The organism is Desulfurispora sp. (assembly GCF_052744395.1).
In genome coordinates this window covers 18,058-32,723 of sequence record NZ_JBRAJI010000014.1, presented here as the reverse complement: position 1 = coordinate 32,723, position 14,666 = coordinate 18,058, and the positions used below count along the sequence as shown (strand labels likewise).

Genomic DNA, 14,666 nt, shown 5'->3' with positions numbered 1-14,666 from the left:
TCGGTCCGGGAGGCATTCTCGTGCCTGGCCCGGTGCTATCTTTCAGTCAATTTGACGATGTGCCGGATCACAGGGAGGGATACCATGCCCAACGGTTATCAAGTAGTCTGCCGGGCCGGCATTACCGTGCTCACTTTTGATCTTCTGCACAGCAGCGGTGTGGCGGCACACTGCTTTACCACCCGCCGGGGCGGTGTGAGCAGCGGCCCCTGCAGCAGCCTGAATATGGCCCTGCATGTGGGCGACCGGGAGCAGGATGTGCTGGAAAACCGCCGCCGGGCCTGCGCTCTGCTGGGGGCTTCCCTGGACGACCTGGTGGCCGGGCAGCAGGTGCACGGGGCCGGCGTGGCCGTGGTGGGTGAGGCACAGCGCGGGGCGGGGGCCCGGCAGTACAGCAGCGCCCTGCCCGACACCGACGCCCTGGTCACCGACCGGCCTGGGCTGGTGCTGGCCAGCTTCTATGCCGACTGCGTACCGGTCTATTTGCTGGACCCGCGGCGCCGGGCCGCCGGCCTGGCCCATGCCGGCTGGCAGGGCACCCGGCAAAAAATTGCCGCCCGGGCCGTGCAGGCCATGCAGAGCGCCCTGGGCTGCCGCCCGGCGGACATCCTGGCGGTGATCGGGCCCTCCATCGGCCCCTGCTGCTACACCGTGGGGGAAGATGTCCACCGGCATTTTACCGCGGCCTTCCCCGGCCAGATGCAGTCCCTGGCCCGGCCGGCGGAAACCGGCAAATGGCACCTGGATCTCTGGCAGGCCAACCGCCAGGTCTTGGAGGAGGCCGGCCTGAAGGCGGATAACATCTACACCGCTCGCCTGTGCACCAGCTGCCGGGAGGACCTGTTTTTCTCCTACCGCCGCCAGCGCGGCCAGTGTGGGCGCATGGCGGCGCTGCTGCGCCTGCTGTAACGGTCATCAGACGCCGGACATCGGACGTCAGGACGATTATCAGGATGATTGTGCTGGTCAGGTGTTCGATGATAGAATTTGGAGGGTGAGAACTGTGCCCACTGTGCTGGTGGTGGAGGACGACGACCACATCCTGGAGCTGATTAAATTTCACCTGGAAAAAGAATCCTACCGGGTGCTCACTGCGGCGGACGGCGAGCAGGCCCTGGCGCTGGCCCGGCAGCAGCGTCCGGATCTGATCATTCTGGACATCATGCTGCCCGGCCTGGACGGCCTGTCGACGTGCCGCCGCCTGCGCCAGGAGCAGGCTACTGCTGCCATTCCGGTAATCATGGTCAGCGCCCGGGGGGAGGAGCTGGACAAAGTGTTGGGCCTGGAAATCGGTGCCGACGACTATGTAACCAAGCCCTTTTCGCCCCGGGAGCTGATGGCCCGGGTGCGGGCCCGCTTGCGCAGCCGCGGGGAGGGCGACGCCAGGACAGGGCAGGGCCGGTTGGATTTCGGCCGGCTGGTCATCGACCAGGAAAGGTATCAGGTGCTGCTGGACGGGCAGCGGCTGGAACTGACGCCCAAGGAATTCGAGCTGCTGCGCTTTCTGGCTGCCGAGCCCGGCCGGGTCTTTTCCCGGGACTACTTGCTGGAAAAAATCTGGGGCTATGATTACACCGGCGATTCCCGCACCGTGGATGTGCACATCCGCCATTTGCGACAAAAAATGGAGCAGGTGGCGGGCAATGGGCAGTTTATTGAGACCGTGCGCGGCGTGGGTTACCGCTTCAGTGAGCGCCTGCCGCAATAAAAGTGAACCGGACGGCCCGGCCGGCGTTAACCGGCAAAATATGTCGCTGGCTGCCTTAATCGCTTTTTAATCAATTGCTAACACAGAGCTAAAGCTCCTGTGCTACATTAAGCCAGGTGAAACTTCGTGCGGACATGAATTTGCGGGGGATGTTTTTTGGGCGAACAGTACAAGATCGCGGTTACCGGTTTGAATTTGTTCTACGGTGATTTTCAGGCCCTGTATGACATCAATATCCAGATCCCACCCCACCATATCACGGCCCTGATCGGCCCTTCCGGCTGCGGCAAGTCCACCTTTTTGCGCACGCTGAACCGCATGAACGACCTGTACAGCGGCGTGCGCGTAACCGGACGGGTGCTGCTGGACGGGGAGGACATTTACGCTCCCGGTACCGATGTGGTGGCCCTGCGCAAACGGGTGGGCATGGTTTTCCAGCGGCCTAACCCCTTTCCCATGAGCGTCTACGACAATGTGGCCTACGGGCCGCGCATCCACGGCATCAAAAACAAGCGCCAGCTGGACGAAATTGTGGAAATGAGCCTGCGCGGCGCGGCGCTGTGGGAGGAAGTGCAGGACCGCCTGTTCAAGCCGGCCCTGGGCCTTTCCGGCGGCCAGCAGCAGCGCCTGTGCATCGCTCGCCTGCTGGCCGTGGAACCCGAAGTGCTCCTGATGGACGAGCCCAGTTCGGCTTTAGACCCTGTTTCCACCCTGAAAATAGAGGAACTGATTCAGGTTTTAAAACACGATTACACCATTGTCATTGTCACCCACAACATGCAGCAGGCGGCACGGGTTTCCGACAGCACGGCCTTTTTCCTGTGTGGCGAACTGATTGAATACGGCCCGACAGTAGAAATATTCACCCGGCCGGCGGACAAGCGCACCGAAGATTACATCACCGGCCGTTTCGGTTAAAAAAAGCCCCCGGAGGGCTTTTTTTTGCAGGATTTACCATGCCGGGCGTCGAATAAATTTCGCTTCAAGGAAAGTGGTGTGAATTGACCAGAAAAAGCAGACCAAAAGCGCCGGCCCGGCAGCCCGGGGTCTGGCTGCTCGGGCTGGCCGGACTGCTGCTGGCGGGTTTGCTGGCGAGCCAGCTTTACGGCTTTTTGCTACGCCAGCTGGTGCGCATCGAAATTTTAAGCGAAGGTAGCATGCTGGTAACCCTGCCCCTGGAGGGTTATCTGATCAAACAGGAATATCCCGGGCCGCCGCTGCCGGAAGGGGCGCGCTTTCAGCCCCTCGCTCCCCGGGGCCAGCGGGTGCGCCGGGGTCAGGTGGTGGGTAAAATCAGCCGGGGGCCCGGCCAGGTGGAGGAAATGGTCAGCGCGCCGGCCAGCGGCATTTTCTGGCCGGAAGCCGACGGCCTGGAACGGGTACTGGCCCCGGATAAGCTGGATCTGCTCACGCCGAACTGGTTGGCAGCTCTGGACGAGCAGGCCGAAAACGCGGCCGAGCGGGGCGGACAGCCCGCTGTGGCGGGTAAAATCATCGACAACCTGGCGCCGCTGTATCTGCTGGCCGGGCTGCCCGCGCAGGCCACCGCGCTGCCGGACGGGGACTGGTCGACCATCCTGTGGCAGGGGCGAAGCCTCGCCGCCCGCAAAGAGCGGCAGGCCGGTACCCGGGTTTTTTTCCGCCTGGAAAACTGCCCGCAGGATCTGGTGGTGCAGCGGCGCATTACCTGCCGGCTGGTGCTGGAAAACCGGCGCGGCCTGGTGGTGAAAGAGGGCAGTGTGCGGCAGGTGGATGGACGGGATTGCCTGCTGGTGGTGGCCGGCCGGCGGGCCAGAGCGGTACCGGTGGAAGTAAAAGCGCGGGACGGGAAATACTTGCTGGTTGAAGGGGCATCCCTGGCCGCAGGCCAGCGCTACATTACCGGCCCGGGCTGGGTCAAGCCCGGGCAGCGGGTGGAGTAAGGTGACGGGTGAAATATGCAGCAGGATTTAAGGCGCCATATAACCGGTATCAGGCAGCGAATCGCCCGGGCGGCCCGCCAGGTTGGGCGGGATCCGGACGAAGTGACCATTGTGGCGGTGACCAAAATGGTTTCGCCCGGGGTGGCCGCACAGGCCCTGCAGGAAGGGCTGGTCCATCTGGGGGAAAACCGGGTCCAGGAGCTCCTGTACAAGCAGGAAAAGCTGTCCGGGCAGCCGGCGGTCTGGCATTTGATCGGGCACCTGCAGACCAACAAGGTCAAGTACCTGCCGGGCCGGGTGGCCCTGGTGCACTCCCTGGACAGCTGGCACCTGGCGCAGGAGATCAGCCGGCGCTTTCAGGCCGCAGGCCAGGTTTGCCGGGCCCTGGTGCAGGTCAATGTGGCCGGGGAGAAAAGCAAGCACGGCTTTTCCCCGGGTGAAGTGGCCGACTTTCTGGCCGCGGCCCGGGAACTGCCCGCTTTGGAACTGTGTGGCTTTATGACCATGGCCCCCCTGGTGGCCCGGGCCGAGGAAGCCCGGCCGGTATTCCGGCAGCTGAAAAGGCTGGCGGAGGACTGGCAGGCCCGGCATCCCGGGCTGGATTTGAGCATCCTGTCCATGGGTATGAGCAACGATTTTGAAGTAGCTGTGCAGGAGGGGGCCACCCTGGTCCGGATCGGTTCGGCCATATTTGGCTGGCCCGGTTCGGCCGGTGCCTGAGGTCAGCATGCCGGTTTCAGGATAACATTAGCAGGCCGATACAAGGGTATTATTTAAGGAGGTATGCAGTGTGGCGCGGGGGATCATGGGTAAAGTGATGGATATCTTCGGGTTTGATGATGAAAAAGACGAAGCGGCGGAAAACCTGGAACAGGAGGAGTACCAGGAGGAACAGTTGCTGCCGGCCCGGCGCAACCGGGGGCAGGTGGTCAGCCTGCATGCCCAGCGCCAGGTGCGGGTGGTGGTGGCCGAGCCGCGGGTTTACGACGATGTGCAGACCCTGGCCGATCACCTGAAAAACCGCCGGCCGGTTATAGTCAACCTGGAAAAGGCCGACCCGGAAATGGGCCGGCGGGTGATTGACTTTTTAAGCGGGGCCATTTATGCTTTAAACGGTAGCCTGCAAAAGGTGGGCAGCGGCATTTTCCTGTGCGTGCCCAGTAATATGGACATCACCAGCGAAATCCGGGATCAAATCAAAGAAAAAACCGGCCTGCCCTGGCTGGGACGGTGAGGTAAGACACAGTGGACTTAAAAGTGGGCTTTTTGGGCGGCGGAGCCATGGCCGGAGCTATGCTGGCCGGTCTGTTAAAAAGCGGCTTTGCCCCGGAAAGATTGTACGTTACCGATATAGACGAAAACCGCCGCCGCTGGCTGGCCGGGCAATTTGCCGTGCCCGTGCTGCCCGACAATGCTTCACTGGCCGCTGCGGTGGATATAATGATCGTAGCAGTAAAACCCCACCTGGTGGCCGGGGTGCTGGCCGAGGTGTCCGGCAGCCTGGCCCAAGGAGCGCTGGTCATCTCCATTGCTGCCGGTGTGAGCACGGCGCAGCTGGAGCAGGCCCTGGGCCGCCCGCTGCCCGTGGTGCGGGCTATGCCCAACACTGCCGCCCTGGTGGGGGAGGCGGCCACCGCCATCTGCGGCGGCCGGTATGCCCAAAAGCAGCATCTGGAACTGGCCCGCCGGCTGCTGGAGGCGGTGGGTACGGTGGTGGAAGTGCCCGAAAACCTGATGCCGGCGGTGACCGCGCTGAGCGGCAGCGGTCCGGCTTATATGTTCCTGATCATTGAAGCAATGGCCGATGCCGGCGTGGCCCAGGGCCTGCCTCGCAGCACCGCCTTGCAGCTGGCCGCCCAGACCATGCTGGGGGCTGCTCGCCTGGTCCGGCAAACCGGCCAGCACCCGGCGGCGCTCAAGGATCAGGTGACCACTCCGGCCGGCACCACCATTGCCGCCCTGCAGGCCCTGGAAGAAGGGGCCCTGCGCGGCGTCCTCTACCGGGCAGTGGCAGCAGCAGCCCGCCGCTGCCGGGAGATTGAGAAGTGAGATGTGAGAAGTTAGAAGTGAGAATAGAAAGAACGGTGGACAATGGGACTGGACTTTATTGTTAATGTAGCCTTTCAAGTATACACCTGGCTCATCTTCATCCGCATCATCCTGTCCTGGGTCAGGCACAACCCCTACCAGCCGGTGATCCGCTTCATCTACGAAGTCACCGAGCCCGTGCTGGGCTTCTTTCGGCGCATCATTCCTCCTCTGGGCGTCATTGACATCTCGCCCATTGCTGCCTTCTTCGCCCTGGAACTGCTGCGCCAGCTGATCATTGGGCTGATCCGCAGCGTGGGGTTGTAAAACCGGCGTTGGGCGTCAGATTTCGGGCTTTAGCACCACTGGCCGGCGGGTACTGGAGTGCTGGTGCCGGTGCGGAAGGAGATCAATTTCAGGAGGTTGCAGTACATAAAAGTGGAAGAGCAGGAACTATTGAAGCGCGGACAGGATCTGGCCCGCCAGGTTGCCGGCAAAGGGCGTCCGGCCGTCACTGACTTTCTGGATCCGGCCAGCCTGGATCGGCTAAAGGCCCACCTGGCCCGCCATACCGGAGTGGCGCTGCGGGCGGAGGGCGGCTATCCCGGCGCCGAGCGGCAGCGCCTGGTGCTGTTCCCCCCCGACTGGCCGGAGCAGCAGGCCGACAGCCAGATTGCCTGCCTGGAGATTGCCGGCAGTTTTGGTGACAAATCGCCTTCCCACCGCGATTACCTGGGGGCCCTGCTGGGGTTGGGGATCCGGCGGGAAAAACTGGGTGACATTCTGGTGGAGCGAGAACGGGCCCTGGTTTTTGCCGACCGGAAAGTGGCCCGGGTGATTCAGGAACAGCTTACCGCCGTGTCCATCTGGCCGGTCACGGTGCGCCCGCTGGAAAAAGAGCTGGTGGTGGTACCCGACCGGGCCTACCGGGAAATCAAGGCCAGTGTGGCTTCACTGCGCCTGGATGCCGTGGCGGCGGCCGGTTTCGGTCTGTCCCGCAGCAAAATTCTGCCCTTTATCGCCGCCGGCTATGTGCAGCTGAACTGGCGGGAATGTTTAAGCCCGTCCGAACACGTGCAGGCCGGCGACGTAATTTCGCTGCGCGGCCGGGGCCGGATCAAAGTGGTGGACGCGGGAGGCACCTCCCGGCGCGGCCGCACCTTTATCCTGCTCCACCGTTATCTGTGAGGGAGTAGATATGCTTTACCTGCAAAGCGATGCCGCGGGAGTGACCTTCAAGGTGCGGGTACAGCCCCGGGCCGCCCGCAATGAGGTGAGCGGCCTGTGGGAGGACAGCCTGAAAGTCCGTTTAAACGCTCCGCCGGTGGACGGTGAGGCCAACCGGGCCTGCTGCCGCTTTCTGGCCGGACTGCTCCAGGTGCCGGTGGGCGCGGTGGAAATACTGAAAGGCCAGACCGGCCGCAGCAAGCTGGTGCGCGTGCACGGTTTGGACGAGCAGCAGTTGCGCCAGCGCCTGGGCTTGTGAAAAATCCCCATCCGCACCGTGAAACACGCTGTGCCGCCCGAACGCTTGCCCGGGGCGGGTTTTTCGCTTTTGGTACCTTTGCACAAGCATACTACCGCAGGTCAGGCATTCCGGCCCCAGAGGCCGGTGCAAATACAACCATCAGCAGCTGGAAGGAGTTAACCCATGGATTACAGCCAAACACTCAATCTGCCCCGGACCGACTTTCCCATGCGGGCCAATCTGCCCCAGCGCGAGCCCGAGATACTTAAATTCTGGGAAGAAATAAACATTTACGAACTGGTGCAGCGCAAAAACACCGGCCGTCCCAAATTCATCCTGCATGACGGGCCGCCCTACGCCAACGGGCACATCCACCTGGGGCACACTCTGAACAAGGTGCTCAAGGACATGGTGGTAAAGTATCACAGCATGAGCGGTTTTGATTCCCCCTATGTGCCGGGCTGGGATACCCACGGCCTGCCCATTGAGCAGCAGGCCATCAAGGCCCTGGGTATCAGCCGGCACAAAACCGATGTGCTGGAATTCCGCCGCCGCTGCAAAGAATACGCCCTGAAATTTGTGGAAATCCAGAAAGAAGAATTCAAGCGCCTGGGGGTGCGGGGCGACTGGCAGCGTCCCTACCTCACCCTGATGCCCCATTTTGAGGCCGCCCAGATCGGCGTCTTCGGTGAAATGGCCCGGCGGGGCTACATTTACAAGGGCCTAAAGCCCGTGTACTGGTGCGCGGACTGCGAGACCGCCCTGGCCGAGGCCGAGGTGGAGTACAGCGACAAAAAGTCGCCTTCCATCTATGTGGCCTTTGCCGTCCAGGACGGCCGGGGTCTGGTACCCGAACAGGATACCAGCTTTGTGATCTGGACTACCACCCCCTGGACATTGCTGGCCAACCTGGCCATCTGCCTGCACCCGGAATTCACCTATGTGCTGCTGGACTGCGGCGGCAAAAAATATGTGGTGGCCAGAGAACTGGCGGCCAGCTTCCAGGCGGCCACCGGCCTGGAAAACGCCGCCGTGGTGCGCGAATACAAAGGCAGCGAGCTGGAGCATGTGGTCTGCCGCCATCCCTTCATTGAGCGCACTTCGCCGGTCATTCTGGGCGACCACGTCACCCCGGAAGCTGGTACCGGATGCGTGCACACTGCGCCCGGGCACGGGCACGAGGACTTTCTGGTGGGGCAGAAATATGGCCTGGACGTGCTGTCGCCCGTGGACGGCCGGGGTCGCTTCACCGCCCAGGCGGGTCCCTTTGCCGGGCAGCTCTATCACGAAGCCAACGCCGGCATTATCGACACCCTGCGCCGGCAGGGCGCCCTGCTGGCGGCCGGGCAGGTTACCCACAGCTATCCGCACTGCTGGCGCTGTAAGCAACCCGTCTTTTTCCGGGCCACCGAGCAGTGGTTTGCTTCGGTGGAGGGGTTCCGCCAGGCTGCCCTGCAGGCCATCGACCGGGTGAAATGGATCCCGGCCTGGGGCCGCGACCGCATCTACAACATGATGGCCGGCCGGGGCGACTGGTGCGTCTCCCGCCAGCGCACCTGGGGCGTGCCCATCCCTATTTTCTACTGCACCGCCTGCGGCAAACCGGTGATCACGCAGCAGACCATCAGCCACCTGCAGGAGTTGTTCAAAAAACACGGTTCGGATATCTGGTTTGCCTCCCCGGCGGAAGAGCTCATCCCGCCGGGCCTGACCTGCCCGGAATGCAAAAGCGGCACTTTCCGCAAAGAAACCGACATTATGGATGTCTGGTTTGACAGCGGTTCCAGTCACCTGGGCGTCCTGCAGCAGCCCGAGCACTGGCCCGAGCTGACCTGGCCGGCCGACCTCTATCTGGAAGGCAGCGACCAGCACCGCGGCTGGTTCAACAGTTCCCTCTCCACGGCGGTGGCCGTCACCGGTCAGGCCCCCTACCGGGCCGTGCTCACCCACGGCTTCGTGGTGGACGAACAGGGCCGCAAGATGAGCAAATCGCTGGGCAATGTGGTGGACCCCCTGCAGGTGATCCAGCAGCTGGGTGCCGACGTGCTGCGCCTGTGGGTGAGCTCGGCCGACTACCGGGGCGACCTGGCGGTTTCGCCCAACATCTTAAAGCAGATTGCCGAGGCCTACCGCAAAATTCGCAACACCTGCCGCTTCCTGCTGGGCAACCTTTACGACTTTACCCCGGGCCGGGATGAAGTTCCTTACGAGCAATTGCTGGAAATCGATCGCTGGGCGCTCCTGAAAACCCACCGCCTGATGGAAAAGGTGCTCCAGGCCTACAGCGATTACGAGTTCCACGTGGTCTACCACGCCGTGCACCACTTCTGCACCGTGGACATGAGCGCTCTGTACCTGGATATCATCAAGGACCGCCTGTACACCACCCGGCCGGACGGCCTGCCCCGGCGCAGCGCCCAGACCGTGCTCTACCACATCCTGGACGTGCTGGTGCGCCTGCTGGTTCCCGTGCTGGCCTTCACCAGTGAGGAAATCTGGCGCTACATGCCCAAAACAGAAGGGCAGCCCGTCAGCGTGCAGCTGCTGGACATGCCCCGGGTGAATCAGGACTATCTGGATCTCGAACTGGAAGAAAAATGGGAGAAACTGCTGGCCGTGCGGGCCGTGGTCACCCGCGCCCTGGAGAAGGCCCGTCAGGAGAAACTGATTGGCAACTCCCTGGAGGCGGCAGTGCAGCTTTATGCCGACGGTGCCCTGCGGGAATTCCTGCAGCCGCTGCAGGAGGAACTGCCCGCGGTGTTCATCGTCTCCGGCGTTGAGCTGGCCTCTGGCCCCGCACCGTCCGGCGCCTCTAGTGCCGAGGAATTGCCCGGTTTGGCCGTGCAGGTACAGCGGGCGGCCGGCGAGAAATGCCAGCGCTGCTGGATGTACCATCCGGTCGTGGGCCATGATGCCGCACACCCTGCCCTCTGCCCGCGCTGCGCCGCGGTGGTGGGGGCAAGTAGTTAAGGATCAAGCCAGGTCAGCTTTGGCGCAGCCGCCGGGCCAGCAGGCCGCCAATGCGGCCGCTCTCCACGCCATTTAAGGCGCCCCAGCCCTGGCTGCGGATCTTGTCCAGCAGCCCCAGCTCGGCGGCGATTTCCCATTTCAGCGCTTCTTTGCGCCGCTCGGCGGCGCTTTTCTCTTTACGACTCAAGCTTTTCTCCCCCCTTCGGACTGCGGCAGCCGGGGAGGTACCGGCGATCCGGCCCGCAGCAGCTCGGAAACCGTAACAAAACCAAAGCCGCGCTTTTGCAGTTCCTGGAGCACCAGCTCCAGCGCCTGCACCGAATTGGTGCGGTCACCGCCGCAATCGTGGAAGATCAATATGTCACCTTTTTGCACATGGTGGGTGATGCGTTCGGCAATGCGCCCGGGCGGGGTCCCGGCCCAATCCCGGGCGTCATCGGCCGGCGTCCAGCCGACCACGGTATAGCCCAGCTGCCTGGCGGCCTGGAGCTGGGCGGGGCTGATGTGCCCCCCGGGTGGCCGGAACAGCACCGGCTGCCGGCCCGTGACCCGGTATATGGCGCTGGCGGCGGCGGTTAGTTCCCGTTCCAGATGGGCCGCCGACTTGAATCCGTAAGGGTGGGAAAAGGTGTGGTTGCCAATTTCGTGCCCGGCGGCGTGAATGCGGGCTACCAGAGCGGGGGAGCGTTCTACCTGCCGGCCCACCACAAAAAAAGTGGCCCGGGCCCGGTATCGGGCCAGTATCTCCAGCACCTGGGGCGTAAAGGTGTTGCTGGGACCGTCGTCAAAGGTTAGGGCCAGCAGCGGCTCCGCAGTGTCCACCCTGATGACCACTGTGGCCGGAGGGCTTTCGGCGGGTGTGTTCCCGGCGGTGACCGGGCTCCTGCCGGGCCAGCTGAAAGCGACGGCTGCCGGGAGCAGGGCGGGCAGGACGAACAGCAAGATGATGATTGGGCGGAAGCGTTGTTTTGAGGAAGTTCTGGACAACTCCTGTCAGCTCCTTTAACACAGCGCGCCAGAGCAAGGCTGGTTATTCTAGAAACCGGTGCGGGAATGGCGGGCCATGCGGTGTGGACATAAAATAGCTTGTGCCGGCAGAAAAAAAATAAACCTTCTCAAAATTTGAGAAGGCCATCATATTCTGGCAGGGCCCGCAGCCGGCGGGTTATGCTTCCATTTCCAGCACTTTTACCCGCACTTTGGTCTCGCCCAGCACTTCCACATAAACTCCCAGCTCGAAATCCAGCCGGATGCGTCCATCGACAACTTTCGCCTCCTGACAGACCGGCGCCTTGATCAGGCTGGCCCGGGCACCCAGCAGTTGCTGGCTCTGCGTATCGAAGTCCTGCAGGGAGATGATTTCTTCAAAATTGATGGCCTGCTTGATCAGGTCGGTGCTGCGTCCGCCCTCGGCAGCGTACCAGATGTGTACCTCAAAGATGCCGTCAATGCGCACGCCGGTACCGTCACTGCCGGTCACTATTTCGGGTTCGCGCAGGCTGACCTGGGTGATGGCGGTGCCCAGCACCTGGTGCACTCCGGTTGCCCCGGCAGGGCTGAACTGCTGGGTGTACCGGAAAAATTTTCGGGCCGATCCGCAGACCGCTTTGGTAATAATTTCCCGGTATCCGCTGCGGGTGGGCAGGGGCCGTGCATCGGGCAGGTTTTGTTCGCTCACCGGACATCGTCCCTCCTTTAGCTGAGAAAATATCACCATATACTATGATCCACACCCGGCGGTTGTTACAGGGACGGAAAGTTCTCCAGGTGGGCGGATTCATATGGTGACAGCAGGCCGGCGGCGGTTTATACTGGTAAGAAAGTGCGGATGGTGATGCCTCGATGGCCCCTCTGATTATGGCCGTGCTGGGCAGCCCCCGGCTGCTGGGCAACAGTGCGGTCATGCTGGAAACCTTTTGCCAGGGGGTGACCGACGCCGGGGGCAGGGTGGAACTGTTTAACCTGGCCCGGCTGAATGTCGCCCCCTGCCGGGCCTGCGGCGGTTGTGAGCAGGACGGGGAGTGCGTGGTGCAGGATGACATGACCGGTCTGTACCGGGCTCTGGAGCGGGCGGACGGCCTGGTGCTGGCCGCGCCGGTTTATTTCGGCACCATCAACGCCCAGACCAAGGCCTTCATCGACCGCTGCCAGGCCCTCTGGGCGCGTCGCTTTGTGCTGGACCGCCCGCCCCTGCCGCCCGGGAAAAAGTGCTTTTACCTCTGCGTGGGCGGGCGGCCCACGGCCGGCTACTGCCAGAACGCTCTGGCCGTGCTGAAAAACCTCTGCTATGTGGTTAATATGGAACTGACCGGCCACCTGGCCTTCCCGGGAGTGGACCGGCCGGGCCAAATCACCGCTTTAGCCGGGGCTCTGCGCCAGGTGCGCCAGGCTGGCCGGGATTTCACCCTTTCACTTCATGAGCAGCGGGAGTGACCATAGTGCAGTATCAGGCTGACAGGGAAGGGAAAACCGCGGAGCAACCGCTGCCGGAACTGACCGCAGCGGCTAACCGCCTGCTGCGGGTGCTGTCCGGTTATGACAGTGTGCTGGTAGCCTTTTCCGGCGGGGTGGACAGCACCCTGCTGCTGGCCGCGGCGCTCAAAGCCCTGGGGCGAAAGCGGGTGCTGTCCGTGACCCAGGACGCCCCCTTCATCAAGCCCGGTGCTGTAGAGCAGGCCGGACGGCTGGCGCAGCAGCTGGGGGCGGACTGGCTGGCCCTGCCCGGCCGGCAGATGGAGGACCCGGATTTCCTGGCCAACCCGCCCCGGCGCTGTTACCACTGCAAAAAGATCCTGCTGGCCGATCTTAAGGCCCTGGCCGCCCGGCGCGGCCTGGCCGGGGTGGTGGAAGGCAGCAATACCGGTGACGCCGGCGCTTACCGGCCCGGCCGGCAGGCGCTTGTCGAAGCTGGTGTGGCCAGCCCGCTGGCGGCGGCCGGTCTGGACAAGGCCCTGGTGCGCCGGCTGGCCCGGCACTGGGGACTGCCCAACTGGCAGCAGCCGGCCGAAAGCTGTCTGTGTACGCGTATTCCCTACCATACCCCCCTTTCCCGGGAACTGCTGGACAGGATTGCCGCCGCCGAGGAACTGCTGCACCGGCTGGGCTTTGGCCTGGTGCGGGTGCGGTGCGAGCCGGGAATGGCCCGTCTGGAGCTGGCGCCGGATGAACTGGCGCGGGCCGTGCAGCCGGCCGTGCGCTGCGCCGTGCTGGACGGTTTGCACGGGCTGGGTTTTGACCGGGTGGTGCTGGACCTGGCCGGTTACCGGAGCGGTAGCTGGGATGCCGGGATACAGCCGGGCCGGTAACGCGGGGCCGGTGGATGGGGTAGGCTGCCGGGCGGGAGCCGGTTACCGGAGCAGGCTGGAGAGAGAGGAGTGACTGGGCGCTGACAGCGCGGAACCATGCCGAAAATGGGGCTTTTATGTAAAAGTGGCAGCAGGCGCAGCATTGGCCGGTTGGCCGGGATCCTGCTGCTGGTAGCATTGCTGATCTGGCTGGCGGGGTGTCAGCTGACCGGCTTAAAAAACCAGCCGGCCACCCCGGCCGGGGTGGCGGGGCCGGGTCCGGCGACTGGCTGCCGGCTGGTACATGTGCTGGATGTGGGACAGGCCGACAGTATCCTGGTGCAACTGCCGGACGGCCGGAACATGCTCATTGACGCGGGCAACAATGAGGACGGCCCGTTTATTGTGGATTACCTGCACCGGTCCGGAGTGCAATCAATTGACTATCTGATTGGTACCCATCCCCACGAAGATCACATCGGCGGCCTGGACACCGTGCTGCAAAAATTTCCGGTGCGGCAGGTATACATGCCCGAAATATCTTACGACACCAAATCGTACCACGATGTATTACGGGCAGTGCGGCAGCGCGGCCTGAAAGTGCTCAGCCCGGCTGCCGGTCAGGTGCTGCTGAAAGACAGAGTGAGCGATCAGGAGCTGCAAGTAGAAATCCTCTGGCCCGATCCCCGCAGGGTGCTGTTCTTCGATGAGGTCAACGACCATTCCATCATCGCCCGGGTGAGCTACGGCAAAAGCAGCTTTCTCTTTACCGGTGATGCCGGGCGGCAGGTGGAAGAGGCCCTCTTGAGCAGTAAAGCACGGCTTGGGGCCGATGTTTTGAAAGTGGGCCACCACGGCAGCAACTCGTCTACCAGCAACGCCTTTTTGCGGGCGGTGCGGCCGCAAATTGCAGTCATTTCCGCCGGGCGGGGCAACGACTACGGCCACCCCCACCGCGAGACTCTGCAGCGGCTGATCAAAAATAAAATCCGTGTCTATCGCACGGATCAGGACGGCACCATTGTTTTCACCTGTGACGGAAAAACTATTGCTGTGCGTACCGCAAAACACAACTAATTCCGGCGCGGCATCAGCGCTCACAGCAGCTGCCGCTGCTGGCCTTCTGGCCCCATTCATCGGTCAGGTGCCGGCGCAGCACGAATTCATCGCAGGGCCGGTCGGTGGGGGAGACGCTGCGCTGGTTTTTCTGGCAGGTGGCTATGCTGGTGGCCCGCCATTCTTTATAGTGCAGGCAGTCTTTGCAGTGCATTTTTTCACCTCCTGTG

18 protein-coding genes are annotated in these 14,666 nt (G+C 63.0%); 14 read left to right on the top strand and 4 right to left on the bottom strand.

The features are described from left to right. Positions 1 to 84 precede the first annotated feature (84 nt). The 11 genes from pgeF to ileS all read left to right on the top strand — a co-directional run bounded on the left by pgeF (position 85) and on the right by ileS (position 10,096). Positions 85 to 909 carry a peptidoglycan editing factor PgeF gene (gene pgeF, locus ACUVTU_RS05600; RefSeq protein WP_445888976.1) on the top strand — a complete coding sequence of 275 codons (825 nt, stop codon included), beginning with the start codon at positions 85 to 87 and terminating at the stop codon, positions 907 to 909. Positions 910 to 1,003: 94 nt separating this feature from the next. Next, positions 1,004 to 1,708, top strand: coding sequence for a response regulator (locus ACUVTU_RS05595; RefSeq protein ID WP_445888975.1), 705 nt, complete (start codon positions 1,004 to 1,006; stop codon positions 1,706 to 1,708). Between the two features lie 156 nt (positions 1,709 to 1,864). Then, positions 1,865 to 2,626: a phosphate ABC transporter ATP-binding protein PstB gene (pstB, locus tag ACUVTU_RS05590; RefSeq protein ID WP_445888974.1), complete on the top strand. Its 762-nt coding sequence runs from the start codon at positions 1,865 to 1,867 to the stop codon at positions 2,624 to 2,626. A gap of 83 nt (positions 2,627 to 2,709) precedes the next feature. Next, the gene (locus ACUVTU_RS05585; protein WP_445888973.1) at positions 2,710 to 3,630 is read left to right on the top strand and encodes a hypothetical protein; all 921 of its coding nucleotides are present in this window, start codon (positions 2,710 to 2,712) and stop codon (positions 3,628 to 3,630) included. Positions 3,631 to 3,645: 15 nt separating this feature from the next. Next, positions 3,646 to 4,350: a YggS family pyridoxal phosphate-dependent enzyme gene (locus ACUVTU_RS05580; protein ID WP_445888972.1), complete on the top strand. Its 705-nt coding sequence runs from the start codon at positions 3,646 to 3,648 to the stop codon at positions 4,348 to 4,350. Positions 4,351 to 4,420: 70 nt separating this feature from the next. Then, positions 4,421 to 4,864 (top strand): cell division protein SepF, encoded by a 444-nt coding sequence (locus ACUVTU_RS05575; protein ID WP_445888971.1) that lies wholly within the window; start codon positions 4,421 to 4,423, stop codon positions 4,862 to 4,864. Positions 4,865 to 4,875: 11 nt separating this feature from the next. Beyond that, entirely contained in the window at positions 4,876 to 5,679 is an 804-nt protein-coding gene (proC, locus tag ACUVTU_RS05570; protein WP_445888970.1) for a pyrroline-5-carboxylate reductase, read from the top strand. Between the two features lie 42 nt (positions 5,680 to 5,721). Next, positions 5,722 to 5,985, top strand: a complete 264-nt coding sequence (locus tag ACUVTU_RS05565; RefSeq protein WP_445888969.1) for a YggT family protein — start codon at positions 5,722 to 5,724, stop codon at positions 5,983 to 5,985. Between the two features lie 96 nt (positions 5,986 to 6,081). Then, on the top strand, positions 6,082 to 6,846 hold the full coding sequence (locus ACUVTU_RS05560) for a YlmH family RNA-binding protein (RefSeq protein WP_445888968.1): 765 nt from the start codon (positions 6,082 to 6,084) through the stop codon (positions 6,844 to 6,846). Positions 6,847 to 6,856: 10 nt separating this feature from the next. Beyond that, positions 6,857 to 7,144, top strand: a complete 288-nt coding sequence (locus ACUVTU_RS05555; protein WP_445888967.1) for a DUF167 domain-containing protein — start codon at positions 6,857 to 6,859, stop codon at positions 7,142 to 7,144. 165 nt (positions 7,145 to 7,309) lie between these two features. Next, positions 7,310 to 10,096 (top strand): isoleucine--tRNA ligase, encoded by a 2,787-nt coding sequence (gene ileS / locus ACUVTU_RS05550; RefSeq protein ID WP_445888966.1) that lies wholly within the window; start codon positions 7,310 to 7,312, stop codon positions 10,094 to 10,096. Between the two features lie 13 nt (positions 10,097 to 10,109). Here ileS and ACUVTU_RS05545 read toward each other — a convergent pair whose 3' ends face one another. From ACUVTU_RS05545 to cotE, 3 genes are all read right to left on the bottom strand, one after another. Beyond that, on the bottom strand, positions 10,110 to 10,283 hold the full coding sequence (locus tag ACUVTU_RS05545) for a small, acid-soluble spore protein, alpha/beta type (RefSeq protein WP_445888965.1): 174 nt from the start codon (positions 10,281 to 10,283) through the stop codon (positions 10,110 to 10,112). After that, the gene (locus tag ACUVTU_RS05540; protein WP_445888964.1) at positions 10,280 to 11,083 is read right to left on the bottom strand and encodes a polysaccharide deacetylase family protein; all 804 of its coding nucleotides are present in this window, start codon (positions 11,081 to 11,083) and stop codon (positions 10,280 to 10,282) included. Before ACUVTU_RS05540 ends, ACUVTU_RS05545 begins: the two co-directional genes overlap by 4 nt. 178 nt (positions 11,084 to 11,261) lie before the next feature. Further along, complete coding sequence (cotE, locus tag ACUVTU_RS05535) at positions 11,262 to 11,774, bottom strand: outer spore coat protein CotE (protein WP_445888963.1); 513 nt, start codon at positions 11,772 to 11,774, stop codon at positions 11,262 to 11,264. Positions 11,775 to 11,938: 164 nt separating this feature from the next. Here cotE and ACUVTU_RS05530 point away from each other — a divergent pair, with 164 nt between their 5' ends. From ACUVTU_RS05530 to ACUVTU_RS05520, 3 genes are all read left to right on the top strand, one after another. Beyond that, positions 11,939 to 12,529 carry a flavodoxin family protein gene (locus ACUVTU_RS05530; protein WP_445888962.1) on the top strand — a complete coding sequence of 197 codons (591 nt, stop codon included), beginning with the start codon at positions 11,939 to 11,941 and terminating at the stop codon, positions 12,527 to 12,529. Positions 12,530 to 12,534: 5 nt separating this feature from the next. Beyond that, on the top strand, positions 12,535 to 13,401 hold the full coding sequence (larE, locus tag ACUVTU_RS05525) for an ATP-dependent sacrificial sulfur transferase LarE (RefSeq protein WP_445888961.1): 867 nt from the start codon (positions 12,535 to 12,537) through the stop codon (positions 13,399 to 13,401). A 150-nt stretch (positions 13,402 to 13,551) separates the two neighbouring features. Beyond that, positions 13,552 to 14,457, top strand: coding sequence for a ComEC/Rec2 family competence protein (locus tag ACUVTU_RS05520; protein ID WP_445888960.1), 906 nt, complete (start codon positions 13,552 to 13,554; stop codon positions 14,455 to 14,457). Positions 14,458 to 14,470: 13 nt separating this feature from the next. Here ACUVTU_RS05520 and ACUVTU_RS05515 read toward each other — a convergent pair whose 3' ends face one another. Further along, positions 14,471 to 14,650, bottom strand: a complete 180-nt coding sequence (locus tag ACUVTU_RS05515; RefSeq protein ID WP_445888959.1) for a hypothetical protein — start codon at positions 14,648 to 14,650, stop codon at positions 14,471 to 14,473. Between the last annotated feature and the right edge of the window lie 16 nt (positions 14,651 to 14,666).

Bases quoted from the DNA above. Each gene is read 5' to 3' on its own strand.
- ileS (WP_445888966.1), top strand. From the start codon at position 7,310: ATGGATTACAGCCAAACACTCAATCTGCCCCGGACCGACTTTCCCATG.
- ACUVTU_RS05580 (WP_445888972.1), top strand. From the start codon at position 3,646: ATGCAGCAGGATTTAAGGCGCCATATAACCGGTATCAGGCAGCGAATC.
- ACUVTU_RS05515 (WP_445888959.1), bottom strand. From the start codon at position 14,650: ATGCACTGCAAAGACTGCCTGCACTATAAAGAATGGCGGGCCACCAGC.
- ACUVTU_RS05565 (WP_445888969.1), top strand. From the start codon at position 5,722: ATGGGACTGGACTTTATTGTTAATGTAGCCTTTCAAGTATACACCTGG.
- ACUVTU_RS05555 (WP_445888967.1), top strand. From the start codon at position 6,857: ATGCTTTACCTGCAAAGCGATGCCGCGGGAGTGACCTTCAAGGTGCGG.
- pgeF (WP_445888976.1), top strand. From the start codon at position 85: ATGCCCAACGGTTATCAAGTAGTCTGCCGGGCCGGCATTACCGTGCTC.
- ACUVTU_RS05530 (WP_445888962.1), top strand. From the start codon at position 11,939: ATGGCCCCTCTGATTATGGCCGTGCTGGGCAGCCCCCGGCTGCTGGGC.